The 16,872-nt window shown below is 74.3% G+C and carries 15 protein-coding genes; 3 read left to right on the forward strand and 12 right to left on the reverse strand.

Features of this window, described 5'->3' with window-relative positions:
* Positions 1 to 31: 31 nt before the first annotated feature.
* Positions 32 to 1,186 (reverse strand): cysteine desulfurase family protein, encoded by a 1,155-nt coding sequence (locus ACRB68_RS05955; RefSeq protein ID WP_328594074.1) that lies wholly within the window; start codon positions 1,184 to 1,186, stop codon positions 32 to 34.
* 141 nt (positions 1,187 to 1,327) lie between these two features.
* Here ACRB68_RS05955 and ACRB68_RS05960 point away from each other — a divergent pair, with 141 nt between their 5' ends.
* The 3 genes from ACRB68_RS05960 (at position 1,328) to ACRB68_RS05970 (ending at position 4,921) form a co-directional block, all read left to right on the forward strand.
* Entirely contained in the window at positions 1,328 to 1,888 is a 561-nt protein-coding gene (locus ACRB68_RS05960) for a TetR/AcrR family transcriptional regulator (protein WP_153531158.1), read from the forward strand.
* Between the two features lie 104 nt (positions 1,889 to 1,992).
* Positions 1,993 to 3,195 (forward strand): MFS transporter, encoded by a 1,203-nt coding sequence (locus ACRB68_RS05965; RefSeq protein ID WP_153531159.1) that lies wholly within the window; start codon positions 1,993 to 1,995, stop codon positions 3,193 to 3,195.
* Positions 3,196 to 3,235: 40 nt separating this feature from the next.
* Positions 3,236 to 4,921, forward strand: a complete 1,686-nt coding sequence (locus ACRB68_RS05970; RefSeq protein ID WP_207709581.1) for a serine/threonine-protein kinase — start codon at positions 3,236 to 3,238, stop codon at positions 4,919 to 4,921.
* Between the two features lie 71 nt (positions 4,922 to 4,992).
* On the opposite strand, the gene ACRB68_RS05975 is transcribed toward ACRB68_RS05970, so the two are convergent.
* From ACRB68_RS05975 to ACRB68_RS06025, 11 genes are all read right to left on the reverse strand, one after another.
* Positions 4,993 to 5,940, reverse strand: a complete 948-nt coding sequence (locus ACRB68_RS05975; protein WP_153531160.1) for an electron transfer flavoprotein subunit alpha/FixB family protein — start codon at positions 5,938 to 5,940, stop codon at positions 4,993 to 4,995.
* Between the two features lie 22 nt (positions 5,941 to 5,962).
* Positions 5,963 to 6,742: an electron transfer flavoprotein subunit beta/FixA family protein gene (locus tag ACRB68_RS05980; protein WP_153531161.1), complete on the reverse strand. Its 780-nt coding sequence runs from the start codon at positions 6,740 to 6,742 to the stop codon at positions 5,963 to 5,965.
* Positions 6,743 to 7,024: 282 nt separating this feature from the next.
* Positions 7,025 to 8,278 (reverse strand): hypothetical protein, encoded by a 1,254-nt coding sequence (locus tag ACRB68_RS05985; RefSeq protein WP_153531162.1) that lies wholly within the window; start codon positions 8,276 to 8,278, stop codon positions 7,025 to 7,027.
* 30 nt (positions 8,279 to 8,308) lie between these two features.
* Entirely contained in the window at positions 8,309 to 10,225 is a 1,917-nt protein-coding gene (locus ACRB68_RS40075) for a serine/threonine-protein kinase (protein WP_194293193.1), read from the reverse strand.
* A gap of 23 nt (positions 10,226 to 10,248) precedes the next feature.
* On the reverse strand, positions 10,249 to 11,076 hold the full coding sequence (locus ACRB68_RS05995; RefSeq protein WP_153531163.1) for a serine/threonine-protein kinase: 828 nt from the start codon (positions 11,074 to 11,076) through the stop codon (positions 10,249 to 10,251).
* Positions 11,077 to 11,113: 37 nt separating this feature from the next.
* Positions 11,114 to 12,061, reverse strand: a complete 948-nt coding sequence (locus tag ACRB68_RS06000) for an acyl-ACP desaturase (protein ID WP_153531164.1) — start codon at positions 12,059 to 12,061, stop codon at positions 11,114 to 11,116.
* Between the two features lie 159 nt (positions 12,062 to 12,220).
* Positions 12,221 to 12,988, reverse strand: coding sequence for an SDR family NAD(P)-dependent oxidoreductase (locus ACRB68_RS06005; protein ID WP_153531165.1), 768 nt, complete (start codon positions 12,986 to 12,988; stop codon positions 12,221 to 12,223).
* Positions 12,989 to 13,059: 71 nt separating this feature from the next.
* Entirely contained in the window at positions 13,060 to 13,653 is a 594-nt protein-coding gene (locus ACRB68_RS06010) for a GTP-binding protein (protein ID WP_153531166.1), read from the reverse strand.
* On the reverse strand, positions 13,634 to 14,005 hold the full coding sequence (locus ACRB68_RS06015) for a DUF742 domain-containing protein (protein ID WP_153531167.1): 372 nt from the start codon (positions 14,003 to 14,005) through the stop codon (positions 13,634 to 13,636). The genes ACRB68_RS06010 and ACRB68_RS06015 overlap by 20 nt, the downstream gene beginning before the upstream one ends.
* A gap of 7 nt (positions 14,006 to 14,012) precedes the next feature.
* Positions 14,013 to 14,381, reverse strand: a complete 369-nt coding sequence (locus ACRB68_RS06020) for a roadblock/LC7 domain-containing protein (RefSeq protein ID WP_153531168.1) — start codon at positions 14,379 to 14,381, stop codon at positions 14,013 to 14,015.
* Entirely contained in the window at positions 14,378 to 16,804 is a 2,427-nt protein-coding gene (locus ACRB68_RS06025) for a sensor histidine kinase (RefSeq protein ID WP_153531169.1), read from the reverse strand. Before ACRB68_RS06025 ends, ACRB68_RS06020 begins: the two co-directional genes overlap by 4 nt.
* Positions 16,805 to 16,872: the final 68 nt, after the last annotated feature.

Raw genomic sequence — 16,872 nt, forward strand, 5'->3', positions numbered from 1 at the left:
CAGCAGGTCAAACGCCCGTAAAGCGGGCCTGCTAGGAAAGGCCGGCGCGGCGGGCACGCTCGACGACGGGGCCGATGGCCTGCGCCAGCTCCGCGACGTCGGCCTCGGTGGAGGTGTGCCCGAGGGTGAACCGCAGCGACCCTCGCGCGCGCGCGGGATCGGCGCCCATCGCCAGCAGCACGTGGCTCGGCTGGGACACGCCCGCCGAGCACGCCGAGCCGGTGGAGCAGGCGATGCCGCGCGCGTCCAGCAGCATCAGCAGGGCGTCGCCCTCGCAGCCGGGGAAGGAGAAGTGCGCGTTGCCGGGCAGCCGGCCGGCGGGGTCGCCGTTCAAGATCGCGTCCGGGACGGCCGCCCGCACCGCGGCGATCAGCTCGTCGCGCAGCGCGGCCAGCCGGGCGGCCTCGTCCGCGCGGCGCTCCGCCGAGACCCGCACGGCGGCGGCGAACCCGGCGATCGCGGGGGTGTCCAGGGTGCCCGAGCGCACGTCGCGCTCCTGGCCGCCGCCGTGCAGCACCGGGACCGGGTCGGTGCCCTTGGCGAGCAGCAGCGCGCCGACGCCGAGCGGCCCGCCGAGCTTGTGGCCGCTCAGCGTGAGGGCGTGCGCGCCGCTCGCGGTGAACCCGACCGGCAGCGCGGCGGCCGCCTGCACCGCGTCGGTGTGGAACGGCACGCCGTGCTCGCGGGCGATGGCGGCCAGCTCGGCGACCGGCTGGACGGTGCCGACCTCGTTGTTGGCCCACATGACCGTGACCAGCGCCACGTCCGGGCCCATCGCGGCCCGCAGCGTCTCGGGGCGGACCCGGCCGGACCCGTCGACCGGCAGCCACTCGACGGCGGCGCCCTCGTGGTCGGCCAGCCACTGCACCGCGTCCAGCACCGCGTGGTGCTCGACGGCGCTCGCCAGCACCCGGACGCGGGCCGGGTCGGCGGCGCGCGCCGCCCAGTACAGGCCCTTGACCGCCAGGTTGTCGGCCTCGGTGCCGCCCGAGGTGAAGATCACTTCGCTCGGCCGGGCGCCGAACGCCTCGGCGATCACCTCGCGGGACTCCTCCACCACCCGGCGGGCCCGGCGGCCGACGGCGTGCAGCGAGGAGGGGTTGCCGAGCTCGGCCAGTTCGGCGGTCATCGCCGCGATGGCCTCGGGGAGCATCGGGGTCGTCGCCGCATGGTCGAGGTAGGTCACCACACGCCCCACATTATCCGCGCCGCGCACCGGTCCGGCGGCCGGTCCGGGCCGCCCCGATAAGTGGACGCTGACCTGGGAATACGTCACACCGTGACCGGGTTGGCAACTGTACCGTCCGGTCGGTACAGTGGGGGGATCATGAAGAAGGACGCCCTGCTCGACGCCGCCGAGTCCCTGCTCTTCGAGCACGGGACCCAGGCGCTCACCCTCGCCGCGGTCGCCGACCGCGCCGGGGTCAGCAAGGGCGGGCTCCTTTACCACTTCCCCACCAAGGAAGCCCTGGTCACGGCCATGGTGGCGCGGGTCATCGCCGAGTTCGACGAGCTGATCGCCTCCTTCGACGACGGCACCCCCGGCGGCTACGACCGGGCCTACGTCGAGGCCACCTTCGAGATCCTCACCGGCGAGGCGCGGGCGTACCGACGATGGTCGGCGATCACCGCCGCCGCGGGCGACCCCGAGCTGGCCGCCCCGCTGAACGAGGCGATGGCCCGCTGGCACGGCCACCCGAAGGGGCACGAGCCCTGTGGTGAGGATCCCTGTGGCGAGGATCCCACCGGGGGCGACCCGGTCGGCTCGATGGTCGTCCGGCTCGCCGCCGAAGGGCTGTGGGAAGTGGTCAGCCACGCTCCCGAGCTGTACGACCGCGCACAGCTCGAAGCCGTCAAGCAGCGCCTGCTGAGCCTGCTGACGCGTTAACCCGGCCCGATCCGGCGCTCCGGCCCCCGCCTGTGCGGGCTGGAGCGCTCCATCGCGCCCGCCCCCGGGGCCGCGGCCCCGCCGATCCGAGAAAGAGGTGAACCATGCTGTTCCGCGCGCGAACGGGAACGTTCCTGACCTTCGTCCTGGCCGGACTGCTCTGCGGAGTGTGGGTGGCGCGAATGCCCGCGCTGGCCGGGAAGTTCCACACCGACAAGGGCGAGGTCGGCATCGTCGTCCTCGTCTGGGGTCTCGGCGCGCTCGTCGCGATGCAGGGGCTGCGGGCCGTGATGTCGCGCTTCGGCAGCCGGGCGGTGCTGCGGATCGCGCTGCCGCTCGCCTCGGTCACCGCCGTCGGCGTCGCGCTGGCGCCGTCCTACGGGATGCTGCTGGCCGCGGTGGCGCTGTTCGGCATGGCCTTCGGGGTCACCGACATCGCGATGAACGCGCAGGCCAGCGTGGTGGAGCAGGCCTACCGCCGGCCGGTGCTGAGCAGCATGCACGCCGGCTGGTGCGTCGGCGCGATGAGCGGCGGGCTGTTCGGCTTCGCCACCGCCAAGGCCGGTCTCGGCTTCACCGGCGCGGTGCTGGCCGCCGCCCTCGTCACGCTGCCGCTCGGCCTCGCCCTCGGCCGCACCTACCTGGCCGACCCGCCGGCCGCCGCCGCCACCGCGGGCGGCCGCCGGGCCAAGCTGCCCGCCGCCGTCTACCTGATCGGCGCGCTCGCCTTCATCGCCTTCATGGCCGAGGGCTCGATCGCCGACTGGAGCGGGCTGCTGCTGAACGACGAGCTCGGCGCGTCCGAGGCGGTCGCCGCGCTCGGCTACCCGATCTTCCAGCTGGCGATGCTGGCCGGGCGGATCGCCGGCGACCGGATCCGGATGCTGGTCGGCACCCGCCGGCTGCTCACCGGCGCCGGGATCGGCACCGCGCTCGGCATGACGATCGTGGTGGCGGCGCCGTCGGTGCCGGTCGCGATCGCCGGGTTCTTCGTCACCGGCCTGGTGGTGTGCACCGTGGTGCCGACCACGCTCTCGCTCGCCGGGACCACCGCGCCCGGGCAGCCCGCCGCGGCGGTCGCCCAGGTCGGCGCGATGGGCTACGGCGGCCTGCTGCTCGGCCCGGTGCTGGTCGGCTTCCTGGCGGACGCGACCTCGCTGCGGTTCGGCGTCGGCGTCGTGGTGGTGCTCGCGCTGCTGATCGCGGCCGGTGCCCGGTTCGTGCCGCTCGGCCCGGCCGGGGAGTTCGGCGCGGAGGCGGCCGTGCCCGCACAGCGCACCCGCGAGTCCGAGGCCCTCGCCGCCTGATATAACGCCCTTCGTCGATCTTCCGGCGAAGGGCGTTGGCATGGCCATGGACGGCTGGCGGGTTCCCGGGTACACCGAGCTGCGCGTGCTCGGCGCCGGCGGGCAGGGCCGGGTCGTCCTCGCCCGGCACGACGCGACCGGGGCGCCCGCCGCGATCAAGTACCTGATCGGGGACGCGGCGCCGCGGGAGCGGTTCCGGGAGGAGGCCGGGCTGCTGCACCGGCTCCGTCATCCGCACATCGCGCGGCTCTACGGGTTCGTGGAGCATCCCGGCGGCGCCGCGATCGTGATGGAGGCCGTGGACGGCGCGTCCCTGAAGGACGTGCTGGCCCGCGGCGGCCCGCTCGCCCCCGAGGCGGCGCTGACCGTGCTGAAGGGCTCGCTGCTCGGCCTCGCCGCCGCGCACGGCGTCGGCGTGGTGCACCGCGACTACAAGCCCGCGAACGTGGTGGTGCGGGCGGACGGCCTCAGCAAGCTCATCGACTTCGGCATCGCGGTGGAGGCGGGCGCGGCCGGGCGGTCCGGCACCCCGGTCTACATGGCCCCCGAGCAGTGGCGCGCCGAGCCCGCCTCCCCCGCCACCGACGTCTACGCCGCGACGTGCGTGTTCTTCGAGTGCGTCACCGGCCGCCGCCCGTACGAGGCCGGCGGCCAGGCGGAGCTGATGGAGCGGCACCTGAACGCGCCGGTCCCCTCCGGCGAGCTGCCGCCGGGGCTGCGGCCGCTGGTCGAGCGCGGCATGGCCAAGGACCCCTGGGCCCGCCCGCCGGGCGCCGCCGCGTTCGCCGCCGAACTGGAGCGCGCCGCGTCGGCCGCCTACGGCCCGGACTGGGAGCAGCGGGGCGTGCGCGTCCTGGCCGGGGCGGCCGCCGCGCTGGCGGCGGCGTTCCCGCTGGCCGCGCTCGGTCTCGCGCCGTCCGGCGGTGCCGCCGCGACGGGCGGGACGGCCGCCGCCGGAGCGGGCAAGGGCGTGCTCGGCCTCGCCGCCTCCAAGACCGCGCTCGCGGCCGCGGGCGCCGCCGTCGCGGTCACCGCGGCGGGCGGCGCGGCCTACGTGGTGGCCTCCTCCGGGCATGACAGGCCGCCGCTGAAGGCCGTCCTCGCCTCGTACCGCGAGTCGACGCCGGCGCTCACCACCAGCGGGTGGATCGTCCAGGTCAAGGGCGGCGACCCGGCGCTGGCGCGGCGGATCAACGGCGCGCTGCGGGCGCCGGTCCAGGCCCGGCAGGAGCGGTACCGCACGTCGCTGAAGTCCTCGAACGCCCCGCCCGCCACCGCGTCGGTCAAGGCGCTCCCCCGCCTGCACGGCCCGCGCTACGTGTCGGCGCGCTACGACATCGGCCTGCAGTCGACCGTGCTCTGGCACCCGACCTGGTCCCGCAGCCTGACCGTCAACGTGGACCTGCGGACGGGGCGGCCGCTCACCCTGGCGGGCATGCTGACGCCGGAGGGCACGGGCGCCGGCGGCCTGCGGCGGCTGGCCGGCCTGCTGCAGAAGGGCGCCACGGCCGGCTGCATGCGCGAGCGCACGCCGCGGCTGACCACGCGCGCGCTGGACGGCGCGGAGCCGGCGCTGTACGCGGCGCTGGACCGCACCGGGCTGGAGGTGCTGGTCGACGAGGTCGCGCTCGGCTCCGAGACGGCCTGCGGGCAGACGACGGTCCGCCTCGCCTACGCCGACCTACAGGGGCTGGTCAGGCCCGAGATCGTCCGGGCCGTTTCCTGAGACACCGACGCCCCGGCGGTGATCAGAATGATCACCGCCGGGGCGTCCGGCGCGGGTACCGCCTCAGCGCGTCACTTGCGCTTGGCGATCTCCCCGGTGAGCTGCGGCGCGACCTGGAACAGGTCGCCGACCACGCCGTAGTCGACCAGCTCGAAGATGGGCGCCTCGGCGTCCTTGTTGATCGCCACGATCGTCTTCGAGGTCTGCATGCCGGCCCGGTGCTGGATGGCGCCGGAGATGCCGACCGCGATGTACAGCTGCGGCGACACGGTCTTGCCGGTCTGGCCGACCTGGAACTGGTGCGGGTACCAGCCGGCGTCGGTCGCGGCGCGGGAGGCGCCGACGGCCGCGCCGAGCGAGTCAGCCAGCTCCTCGATGATCTTGAAGTTGTCGCCGGAGCCGACGCCGCGGCCACCGGAGACCACGATCGCGGCCTCGGTGAGGTCGGGGCGCTCGCCCTTCTCCTCGACGACCTTCTCCACGATCCTGGCGGCCTTGTCGGCGTCGCTCAGCGCGACCGACACCTGCTCCTCGGCCGGGGTCGCCGGGGCGGCCTCGGGGGCGATGGAGTTCGGGCGGACCGCGATGACCGGGGTGCCGGTCTTGACCTTGGCGTGCGCGATGATGCCGCCACCGAAGATCGAGTGCTCGGCGACGAAGCCCTCGGCCACGTCCACGACGTCGGTGAGCACACCGGAGTCGATCTTGACCGCGAGGCGGCCGGCGATCTCCTTGCCCTCACCGGTGGCGGAGACCAGCACCGCCGCCGGGGACTTGTCCTTGACCAGCTGGGCCAGCAGCGCGGCCTTGCCCGCGACGACGTAGGAGGCCAGCTCCTCGTCGCCCTGGTAGACCTTGGCCGCGCCGTACTCGGCCAGCTTGTCCTTGGCGCCGTCGTAGCCGGCGCCGACCCATACCGCCGAGGCCTCGCCGAGGCGGTTGGCCAGCGTCAGCAGCTCGAGGGTGACCTTCTTGACCTCACCGTCGACGTGGTCGACGAGGACGAGAATCTCAGCCATTGTTCCTAATCCCCTTCCTCGCTCAGACGAACTTCTTCGACGCGAGGAACTCGGCGATCTTCGCGCCGCCGTCGCCCTCGTCGGTGACGATCTGGCCCTGCGCACGCGGCGGGGCCTCGGCGAAGTCGACGACCTCGGTCGCGGCGTTGGCCAGGCCGACCTTGCCGGCCTCGATGCCCGCGCCCGCGATGTCGAGGGTCTCGACCGGCTTCTTCTTGGCCGCCATGATCCCCTTGAAGGAGGGGTAGCGCGGCTCGTTGATCTTCTCGACCACGCTGACCACGGCCGGCAGGGTCGCCTCGACCTTGTCGTGGCCGTAGTCGGTGATCCGCTGGATCTTGATCGACTGGCCGTCGATCTCGACCTTGTTGGCCAGCGACAGCTGCGGCACGCCGAGACGCTCGGCGAGCATCGCGGCGAGCACGCCGGTGCGCGCGTCGGTGGACTCCGACCCGAGGATCACCAGGTCGAACCCGGTGGTGCCGAGGGCCTGCTGGATGGCGTACGAGGTCTGCAGCGCGTCGGAGCCGACCAGGGCGTCGTCCTTGAGGTGGACGGCCTTGTCGGCGCCCATCGCCAGCGCCTTGCGGATCGACTCGGTGGCCTTGTCGGGGCCCATGGTCAGCACGGTGACCTCGCCGCCCTGGGCCTCCTTGATGAGCAGCGCCTCTTCGATCGCGTACTCGTCGAGCTCATTGATCACACCGTCCGCGGCGGCGCGGTCGAGCGTGCTGTCATCGGACTTCAGCTTGCGCGGGCTCTCCGTATCGGGAACCTGCTTCACCAGGACGACGATGTTCATGGCCGGTGGCCGACCTCCCTGCACTCAGTTGGCCGCTGGGGTAAGCGGACAGAGGGGCGCCGCCCATGAGGGTCGACGCGTGCTAAGCGTTTCGCACCGCACAGCCTGCCAAACGCCCGAACGCGCTTCGGCTCCGGGTCCCTGGTAAGCCGTACGGGACAAATGTTACCGATCAGTAGCCTGGGCGCAAAATCCCAGCTGGTGAGACCTTACCCACGTCCCCGGCGGGCGCACCGGCCGCGACCGCCGGGAAGGCGGCCATGACCCGGATCACCTGCGCTTTTACCGCAGCGAACCCTGCAGGCGCCCGATCGTGTTCTCCAGTTCGCTCTGCAGCCCGTACATCGGCGCGAAGCTCGGCGCCAGCGACATCGCGCCGACGACGGCCAGGAACGCCAGCAGGCCGAGCACGACGCCGGCCGCCGCGATCGCGTGCGGCACCCCGGCGACGCGTAGCAGGATCCGCTCGAGCCGGCGGCGCGGCCCGCCGGCGCCGGGCGCGAGCCACAGCACGGCCACGCCCGCCGCCGCGCCGCCCGCGGCGATCGCGAGCGGCTCCACCGTCACGCCCGCCAGCGCGAGGGCGGCCCCGGCGCAGGAGACCGCGACCCCGGCGGCCGCCGCGAACGGCAGCGTCGCCAGAGTGCGGCCGAGCGCCGGCAGGCGGCCGTGCGGGCCGGCCAGCCGCAGCGCGGCCGTGGCGCAGAGCGACAGCACGATCCCGGCGACGGGCATCGTCACCGTGCCAGCCACCGCGACCACCACCACCAGCACCGCCAGCAGCCGGGCCCAGCCCTGCGCGACGACGAGGGTGTGCGCGCCGGTGTCGGGCGCGGTCGGCGCCGGCCGCTGCGGCGGGGACGGGGGCGCCGGGGCGGGCACCACCGGTGCGGGCCGGGCGGGCGCGGCGGGCCGCGCCGGGTCGGGGCCGAGGTCCAGCGCGGCGACGGCGTCCGCGAGCTCGGTGGCGCTCGGCCGGGCGGCGGGGTCGGGCGCGGTCGCCGCGCGCAGCAGCGGGACGAGCGGTTCGGGCACCGGGGCGCCGTCGGGCGCGGTGGCGGCGAAGGTCACGGTCGCCGCCCAGGCGTGCACGTCGCCGGCCTCGGTCCCCGGCGTCAGCGCGAAGTCGACGATGACGGGCGCGCCGTCCACCATCAGGACGGTGCCGGGCCGCAGGTCGCCGTGGGCCAGGCCGGCCCGGTGGATCGCGGCCAGGCCCTTGGCCAGGCCGAGGGCGAGGCGCCGCAGCGCCGCCCCGCGCAGCGGCCCCTGCTCGCGGGCCACCCGCTCCAGCGGGGCGCCGGGGACCAGCCGGGAGACGACGTAGGCGCCGGGGTCGCCGTCCAGGACGTCCACCACGTAGGGGCTGAGCACGCCGCGCATCGCCTCGATGTCGGGCCGGCGCCCCGACACCTTCCGGATCGCCACGTCGCGGCCGCCCGGGTCGGCCGCCCGGTACACCCCCGGGGCGCCGCCGAGGTGCGCCAGCAGCCGGTAGGGACCGATGGACTCGTGGTGGCCTGTTTGCCCGCTCATAGGGTTCGCCACTTTAGCGAGGCCCGGCCCCTACATGAACGGAAGACCCGACAGCAGGTCCCGCACGTCCGAGCGCAGGCTCTCCAGGCTCTGGCTCATGCCGTTCAGCGGGGTGGTGTCGGGGGGCTGGCGGAGCGACAGCACCGCGAGCACCCCGGCGAACAGGCCGACGATGAGAACGCCGGCCAGGGCGGCCTCGGTGCGCGGCAGCATCGCGCCCCACAGCCGCGCGAGCTGGCGGCGCGGCGGGCCGCTGCCGGGCGCCAGCGACATCAGGGCGATCACCAGCATCGCCGAGTAGGCGATCGCGCGGGTGGCGCTCATGTCGGACTTGGCGAACATCAGCACCGCGAGCAGCACCACCCCCGCGAGCAGGGAGAGGCCGCCGATCAGCGCCGTCATCATCACCGAGCCGGGCAGGTGCAGCGGCAGCCGCACCGCCGCCCCGGCCGCGTCGCCCGGGCGCGGGCCGCGCCGGGTGCGCCGGTCCTCCATGCCCTTGGCGGCCTTGTCGCCGGCCCGCAGCACCAGCACGCCGACGATGGTCACCGCGAGGGCGAGCAGCGGCGCGACGTTGGCGAAGGCCAGCAGCGCGGCCAGCACCAGCAGGCTGATCAGGCGGTACAGGCCGTAGGGCTTGCGGCGCTCGGCGTCGGGTGCCCGCTCGGGACGGTGCTGCGGCTGCTGCTGCGGTGGCTGCTGCTGGCTGTAGGGGTCGGGCTGCTGCGGGTACTGCTCGTGCGGACGCTGCTGCTGCTGGTAGGGCGGCTGCTCACCGGGGCGCCGCTGGATACCGGCCTTTCGGGGCCGGTTGTCGGTGGGCTGCTGGTAGGGGTTCTGGGTGTAGCCCGACTCGTAGGGGGACGGGCCTGGCGGCGGGGCGGCCGGTGGCAGCAGGCCCTTGAAGTCCTTCGGCTGCGCCGGCGGCGGCCCCGTGGGAGTGCCCGTGGGGGTGTTCGCGGGCGGCGCCGGCATCGCGAACTGCCGGGAGTGGTCGGCGGCGTGGTCGACCGCGGTGCTCTCCAGCTCCGGCGGCAGCGCGGCCGTGGCCGACGGCGGCGGCGGCGTCGGGGCGGGCAGCGCCGCCGACATGTCCGGGCGCGTGTAGTGGTCGTCGATCCGGGTGTGGTCGGTGATCGTGGCTTCGACGTGGATCCGCCGGGTGAGCTGGACCAGGCCGATCGCGGTGGGCCGCTCGGCCGGGTGCCGGGCCATCGCCGCGCGCAGCACCGGCAGCAGCGCGTCGGGCACGCCGGCCAGGTCCGGCTTGCTCTGCATGATCTTGTAGAAGATCGACTCGAAGGTGCCCGAGCCGAACGGCGGCCGGCCGGTCGCGGCGTAGGCGACGGTGCCGGCCCAGGCGTGCACGTCCGAGGGCGGGCCGGCGTCCTCGCCCTCGATGATCTCGGGGGCGAGGTAGCCGGGGGTGCCGATGACCATGCCGGTGGCGGTCAGCCGGGTGGCGTCGGCGGCCTGCGCGATGCCGAAGTCGATCACCACCGGCTCGCCGTCGACCAGCATCACGTTGCCGGGCTTCATGTCGCGGTGCACGATGCCGGCGCCGTGGATGGCCGACAGCGCCGCGGCGAGGCCGACCGCCAGGCGCTGCAGGTTCTGGCCGTGGATCGGACCGGTGTCCTCCACGACCTCCTCCAGCGTGCGGCCCGGCACGTACTGGGTGACGATGTAGGGCCGCTCGGCGGTGACGTCGGCGTCCAGGATCTCGGCGACGTGCGGGCTGTGCACCCGGCGCATCGAGTCGACCTCGCGGGCCAGCCGGCGGCGGGCGGTCGCGTCACCGGCCACCGCCGGGCGCAGCACCTTGATCGCTACGTTCCGGCCGGCCTGGTCGGCGCCCAGGTACACCACGCCCATGCCGCCCTCGCCGAGGGTCTGGAGAACGCGGTACTGGCCGATAGTCTCCCCGGACGTGACAACCCCCTCCATCGTTTCCGAAACCCTACCGTCGCTCAGGCGACCAGGGTGCGCGACCGCGCGGCGCCGGGCGCGGTGCCCCAGGCCGCCAGCGCCCCGGCGAACCAGCGGGCGGTGGGGCGTTCGGCCGGGTCGCGGCGCAGGCCGAGCCTGACCAGCTCGGCCGTCGGCTCGGGCAGCCCGTCCAGGTCGGCCTGGCCGCGCAGGATGCGAAAGCACACGCCGTGCAGCGAGCCGCGGCCGAACGGGGGGCGGCCCGTGGCGGCGTAGGCCAGCGTCGCCGCCCAGGCGAACACGTCCGAGGCCCGCGTCGGCCGCCTGCCCTCGATCAGCTCGGGCGCCAGGTAGGCGGGGGTGCCGATGACCATGCCGGGCCGGGTGACCTGGTCGGCGCCGGCCGGGTGGGCGATGCCGAAGTCGACCAGGGTGGGCCGGTCGCCGAGCACGATCACGTTGTGCGGGGACAGGTCGCGGTGCAGCACCCCGGCGTCGTGCACGGCGGCCAGGCCGAGCGCCATGCCGCGCGCGAGCCGCGGCAGCCGGCGCGCCTCCACCGGCCCGTAGGCCTCGACGAGGTCGCCGAGGGCGCAGCCGGGCACGTACTGGGTGACCACATACGGCCGCTCGCCGGTCACGTCCGCGTCGAGCAGCCGCGCGACGTGCGGGCTGCGCACCCGCGACTGCGCCGACACCTCCCGGGCCAGCCGCTGCCGGGCCTCGGGGTCGGCGGCGAACTCCGGCGACAGCTCCTTGACCGCGACCTCGCGGCCGGCGGAGTCCATGCCGAGGTGCACCACGGCGGTGCTGCCCCGCCCGATCTCGTCCAGCAGCCGGTATCCGCCCAGTCGCCGATGCGTCCCCATAACACCTTTGACGCGGGAAACCGGGCCGGTGTTCCGATCAGTTCTGCCGGGCGGCCTGGCGGGCGCGGCGCTCCTCGCGGCGGGTCTCGAACCTGGTCGCGGCGGCGTCGAGCTGCTCCATGAACTCGCCGAGCTCGTCGCGGGCCTTGGCGCCGTCGCCGGTGAACTCCATGTCGAACACGCCCCACTTGCGCAGGCACGGGGAGAGCACGTCGTCGTGGTGCAGCCGCAGGTCGTAGATGCCGGCGTTGGCGATGATGACCGACTTGCGCAGGAAGCCGTCGATGCCGTGGCCGGGCATCTGGAACTCCTTGACGACCTGCGTGATGGCGCGCATGGTCTCGTTCGGCGCCACCTCCAGCGACGCGGCGATCATGTTCCGGTAGAAGATCATGTGCAGGTTCTCGTCCTTGGCCACCCGGGTGAGCATCTGCTCGCAGACCGGGTCGCCCGACACCTTGCCGGTGTTGCGGTGCGCGACGCGGGTCGCCAGTTCCTGGAACGACACGTAGGCGGTGCCGTGCAGGAACGCCGAGCCGTGCGCGGCCTCGTAGCCGAGCTCCATGTGCTTCATCCGGGCGCGCTCCAGCGCGATCGGGTCGACGGCGCGGGTGACGGTGAGGTAGTCGCGGATGACGATGCCGTGCCGGTTCTCCTCGGCGGTCCACCGGTTGACCCAGGTGCCCCAGGCGCCCTCGGTGCCGAACACGTCGGCGATCGCGCGGTGGTAGCCGGGCAGGTTGTCCTCGGTGAGCAGGTTGACGATCAGCGACTCGCGCGCCTCGGTGCCGAGCTTGGAGTCCTCCGGCGTCCAGCCTTCACCGTCCAGCGGGCCGTCGTAGTCGCGGCCCAGCCCCCACGGCACGTACTGGTGGGGGAACCACTCGTCGGCCGTGGCCAGGTGTCGGTTCAGCTCTTTCTCGGCCACCTGCTCCAGTTCGAGCATGAGACCGGTCTGGAACTTCTCCTCGGACGAGACGGACATACTGATCCTTCGCTGGACGACGTGTGGGGGCCGGAGGGGCGCCGCCGTACCCGCGGCAAGCCAACCTACGAAAACGTAGGTTCCAGATTCGCGTTCAGGTGCGATCCCCGTCAAGTCACCCCGGTCACAATCAACCCGCGCGAATCTTTGTAGGGATCCTTACTGGGTTCCGGCGGCCTGCTGCCACATCCGGTTCGCGGCGGCCCGCAGCAGCGGGCGCGGCACCAGCTTCAGCGCGGGCAGCACCGCCTTGTACTGCGCGCCGGGCACGCAGAGGGCGCGGCCGGCGGCGACGGCGTCCAGGCCGGCCTCGGCGACGTCGGCGCGGCGCAGCCAGAGCAGGTTGGGCTGCCGCTCCTCGTCGGTGCGGGTGAACCCGGGGCACAGGGCGGTCACGTGCACGCCCTTGCCCGCGACCTCGGCGTGCAGGCTCTCGGAGAAGGAGACGACGTAGGCCTTGGTCGCGCCGTAGGTGGCGCTGCCCGGCGACGGCGCGAACCCGGCCATCGACGCCACGTTCAGCACCCCGCCCCGGCCGCGCTCGATCATGGCGGGCAGCGCGGCGTGGGTGAGCCGCACCAGCGCGGTCACGTTCAGCTCGATCTCCTTGAGCTGGTCGGCCAGGTCCAGCTCGGCGAACGCGCCGAACGCGGCGTACCCGGCGTTGTTGACCAGTAGCTCGACGCCGCCGTCGCGCAGCCGGTCCTCCACCGCGCCGCGCTGCGCCGGGTCGGTGAGATCGGCGGCGAGCACCTCCACCGCGACCCGGTAACGTTCCACCAGCTCGCGGGCGAGGCCGTCCAGCAGGTCCGCCCGGCGCGCCACGACCACCAGGTCGGTGCCGCGCGCGGCGAGGATCCGGGCGAAGCTCTCGCCGATGCCGCTGGACGCGCCGGTCACCAGCGCCGTTCGGTACGCCTGTCGCATGGCGGCAGATGCTAGCGGGCCGCACTCCCCTTTCGCCCCGATATGCGATCTTCGCCGCGAACGCGGGCGGGTCAGCGGGCCGGCGCCGCGCCGAGCACGTGCTCGACCATCGTGATCAGCACCCGCTTGGCCGACTCGCGGTGCCGCACGTCGCACATCACCAGCGGGACGTGGTCGTCCAGGTCCAGCGCGATGCGCACGTCCTCGGCCGCCTTGTGCTCGGCGCCGTCGAAGCGGTTCACCGCCACGATGAACGGGGTGCCGCGGTCCTCGAAGTAGTCCACCGCCGGGAAGCAGTCGGCCAGGCGCCGCACGTCCGCCAGGACGACCGCGCCGACCGCGCCGACGGCCAGCTCGTCCCACATGAACCAGAACCGCTGCTGGCCCGGCGTGCCGAACAGGTAGAGGATCAGGTTGTCCTCCAGGGTGATCCGGCCGAAGTCCATCGCGACGGTCGTGGTGGCCTTGGCGTCCACGCCCGCGGTGTCGTCCACGCCGACGCTGCGGTCGGTGAGCACCTCCTCGGTGCGCAGCGGCCGGATCTCGCTGATCGCCCCCACCATCGTGGTCTTGCCGACCCCGAAGCCCCCCGCGATCAGGATCTTGGCGGTGACGGGGCGGTCCATGACCGCGCCGGCGCCGCGGTCAGAGTGCGCGTAGTCCATGCAGCAGCTTCCTCAGCACTAGCTCGTCGGGGGCGTCGCCGGCCGGGGTCGGCTTCAGCGCCCGCACCAGGTTCTCGTCGCGCAGGTCGTCGACGAGCACACGCACCACCCCGATCGGCAGGTCCACCTCCGACGCCAGGTCGGCGAAGGTGATCGGGCGGCGGCAGAGCGCCAGCAGCCGGCGGTGCTCGGGGCCGAGCCGCGCCCGCCGGCGCTCGGGCACGCCGGTCGCCTCCAGCACCACGATGAGGTCCAGGGAGTCGCCGCGCGGCCTGGTCCGGCCGCGGGTCAGGGTGTAGGGACGGACGACCGGGCCCGCCTCCCCGTCCAGCCATCGGTCCTTGGCCGTCATCGCGCGCTCACCCCGCCAGCCGCTCGGCCAGCTGCGCCAGCTCGTAGGCGATGGTGCCCGCGTCGCCGTCCGCGCGGCTGAGGACGGCGATCGTCTCCTCCCCGGCGGGCACCATGAACAGCAGCACGGTGTCCAGCTCGATGACGCTCTGCAGGACCTCGCCGCCGCCGAACCGGTGGCACGCGCCCCGGGCCAGGCCCTGCACGCCCGACACCAGCGCCGACAGCCGCTCCGCCGCCTCCTGCGCGAGCGCCGCGGTCGAGGCCACGACGATCCCCTCCCGGGACAGCACGATCGCGCCGTCCACCGAGTCCACCCGTTCGGCCATGCCGTCGAGCAGCCGTTCCACCTCACCGGCCGTGCGCGTCTCGGTCATCTCTCGTCCTGGTCCGCCGTCGTGTCGGGTTCCGTACCGTTCGCGGTGTCCTCGGCGCGGCCGCGCCGCCAGCCGCTCTGCATCGACGCCATGACCGACCGCGCCTGCTCCGGCGAGCGCCCCGCGCCCGGGCGGGGCGCCTCCCCCGCCGCGGCGGGCGGGTCCGGGGCGAACCGGCCGGAGCCGTCGGCGTGGTCGCGCAGCTGCGGCGCCAGGTGCGCGCGGCGGACGCGGCGCGGCATCCCGGCGTGGGTGCCGGCGGGCGCGGCGGCGGGCTCGGGCGGATGCGCCGTCGGGGCCACCGGGGCCGGGACGGGCACCGGCACGGGCACCGGCGCGGGCACCGGCACGGGCGGCGGGAAGGGCTCGAAGGCGGCGGAGTGCGGGGCGGGCACCGGCTGGGGGTCCGGTTCGGTGGCGGGCGCCGGTTCCGCGGCGGCCCGCTCGGCGGCGTCGGCCTGGTCCGCGGTGACCACCACCGCGTGCGGCATCAGCACGATCGTCTTCAGCCCGCCGTAGGCGTTGGGGACGAGCGACACCCGGATGCCGTGCTTGTGCGCGAGGTGACCGACGACGAACAGGCCGAGCTGGTCGCCGCCCGACAGGTCGAACCGCGGCGGCCGGGCGAGCCGCTCGTTGACCTCGGCGAGCCGCTCGTCGCTCATGCCGAGCCCGCGGTCCTGGATCTCCACCACGAAGCCGTTGCCGACCAGCCCCGCGTTGATCTCCACGTGGGTGTTCGGCGGGGAGAAGGCGACGGCGTTCTCCACCAGCTCGGCGATCAGGTGGATGATGTCGGCGACGGCGCCGCCGACGATCGCCTCCTCGGCGTCGGTGACCACCTCGACGCGGGCGTAGTCCTCGATCTCGCCGATCGCGCCGCGCAGCACGTCCACCACCCGGACCGGCCGGCGCCAGCCGCGGCCCGGCGTCGCGCCGGACAAGATGATCAGGCCCTCGGCGTGCCGCCGCATGCGGGTGGTCAGGTGGTCGATGCGGAACAGGTCCTCCAGCGCCTCGGGGTCGGCGGCCTTGCGCTCCAGCGTGTCCAGCATCGCCAGCTGGCGGTGCAGCAGCGACTGGTTGCGCCGGGCCAGGTTCTGGAACACCTGGTTGACGGCCTTGCGCAGGTCGGCCTGGCCGACGGCCGCGGAGATCGCCGTGCGCTGCACGGTCGAGAACGCCTCGGCGACGTCGGCCACCTCGGTGGTCCGGCCGACCCGCAGCGGCGGCGCCGCCTGCGTGGGGCACACGTCCTCGCCGCGGCTCAGCCGCTCCACGATCTGCGGCAGCCGCACCTGCGCCAGGTCGCGCGCCGCCGTCCGCAGCCCGTTCAGCTCCCGGCTGACGCGGCGGCCGAACCGCAGCATCAGGAACGCCGACAGCAGGACCGCGACGAGCCCGAGGCCGCCGACCAGGCCGAGCCGCAGCAGGATCGCGTCGCCGCCGGCCTTGCTCTTCGCGCCGAGGACGTTGCGGGTCTGCACCAGCGCCTGCGCGAGCCCGCCGATGTAGGTCTCCGACGTCGTCCGCCACTCGGCGGGGTCGACCCGGACGGTGACGGCGCCGTGCCGGCCGGTCGGCGCCGTCACGATGCGGTCCTCCAGCGCCCGGAACCGCTGGTAGTCCGGGGAGGCCAGCACCCGCTCGTACAGCGCGCGCAGCCGCGGCTCGAACTCGTTGAGGGACTCCTCCACCAGCAGCCGCTGCTCGAACACGTTCCGGGCGAACGCCAGCCGCTCGTCCGGCGCCATCCGCCCGTTCTGGATCAGCGCGCCGCCGACGAGCGTGGCCTCGCGCGCGGCGAGCTCCTGCGCGAACGACATCTCGATGAGGTGGTTGGCCTGCTGGTACACGGCCGCGTCCTTGACCACGATCATCAGCGAGACGAAGTCCATGTGCGCGTCGATGACGTCGTTGTAGGAGCCGAACGCGGTGAGCTTGGTGATCGTCCCGCCGTCGATGCCCTGCCGGACCGCCCGCATCTGGCCGATCTTGCTCACCAGCACGTCCAGCCGGTCCTTCATCGGCCCGGTGAGGGTGTCGCGCAGCTCGCTGGAGCGGGCCGCCTTCAGCAGCCGGTCGACCATGCCGTCGGTGCGGCGGCGCTGCGCGTCCATGGCGGTGCGCGGGATGCGGCCGCGGCCGCTCAGCCACGTCACCGACTCCAGCCGCTCCTGGCCGACCTGGACCAGCACCGGGGTCGCGGCGTCGCCGTAGATCCGGTTCATGGTGTCGAGGTTGCGCTTCTGCAGGGCGTCGGTGACCGTGCTCTGCGCCGCGAACGCCCACAGCGCGACCAGCGAGACGAGCGGGACCGCGAGCAGGCCGAAGAGGGTGAAGCGGATCGACCGGCGGCGCGACCGCGGCGGGCCGGGCTCCTCGTCCGCGGGGTCGGACGGGCGCACGGGCACTTCGTTCATGTGGCGTCTCTCAGTCGGTCATGCCGGTCATGCCGGACGGAACCCCGCGTTACGGTAGCGCTTTGGGC

It is taken from the genome of Actinomadura macrotermitis (genome assembly GCF_009604375.1).
Classification (GTDB): Bacteria; Actinomycetota; Actinomycetes; order Streptosporangiales; family Streptosporangiaceae; genus Spirillospora; species Spirillospora macrotermitis.

What these genes read in the sequence shown, in the direction of transcription:
- ACRB68_RS05960 (WP_153531158.1), top strand. Translation starts at nt 1,328, where the DNA reads ATGAAGAAGGACGCCCTGCTCGACGCCGCCGAGTCCCTGCTCTTCGAG.
- ACRB68_RS05965 (WP_153531159.1), top strand. Translation starts at nt 1,993, where the DNA reads ATGCTGTTCCGCGCGCGAACGGGAACGTTCCTGACCTTCGTCCTGGCC.
- ACRB68_RS05970 (WP_207709581.1), top strand. Translation starts at nt 3,236, where the DNA reads ATGGCCATGGACGGCTGGCGGGTTCCCGGGTACACCGAGCTGCGCGTG.
- ACRB68_RS05975 (WP_153531160.1), bottom strand. Translation starts at nt 5,940, where the DNA reads ATGGCTGAGATTCTCGTCCTCGTCGACCACGTCGACGGTGAGGTCAAG.
- ACRB68_RS05980 (WP_153531161.1), bottom strand. Translation starts at nt 6,742, where the DNA reads ATGAACATCGTCGTCCTGGTGAAGCAGGTTCCCGATACGGAGAGCCCG.
- ACRB68_RS05985 (WP_153531162.1), bottom strand. Translation starts at nt 8,278, where the DNA reads ATGAGCGGGCAAACAGGCCACCACGAGTCCATCGGTCCCTACCGGCTG.
- ACRB68_RS40075 (WP_194293193.1), bottom strand. Translation starts at nt 10,225, where the DNA reads ATGGAGGGGGTTGTCACGTCCGGGGAGACTATCGGCCAGTACCGCGTT.
- ACRB68_RS05995 (WP_153531163.1), bottom strand. Translation starts at nt 11,076, where the DNA reads ATGGGGACGCATCGGCGACTGGGCGGATACCGGCTGCTGGACGAGATC.
- ACRB68_RS06000 (WP_153531164.1), bottom strand. Translation starts at nt 12,061, where the DNA reads ATGTCCGTCTCGTCCGAGGAGAAGTTCCAGACCGGTCTCATGCTCGAA.
- ACRB68_RS06005 (WP_153531165.1), bottom strand. Translation starts at nt 12,988, where the DNA reads ATGCGACAGGCGTACCGAACGGCGCTGGTGACCGGCGCGTCCAGCGGC.
- ACRB68_RS06010 (WP_153531166.1), bottom strand. Translation starts at nt 13,653, where the DNA reads ATGGACTACGCGCACTCTGACCGCGGCGCCGGCGCGGTCATGGACCGC.
- ACRB68_RS06015 (WP_153531167.1), bottom strand. Translation starts at nt 14,005, where the DNA reads ATGACGGCCAAGGACCGATGGCTGGACGGGGAGGCGGGCCCGGTCGTC.
- ACRB68_RS06020 (WP_153531168.1), bottom strand. Translation starts at nt 14,381, where the DNA reads ATGACCGAGACGCGCACGGCCGGTGAGGTGGAACGGCTGCTCGACGGC.
- ACRB68_RS06025 (WP_153531169.1), bottom strand. Translation starts at nt 16,804, where the DNA reads ATGAACGAAGTGCCCGTGCGCCCGTCCGACCCCGCGGACGAGGAGCCC.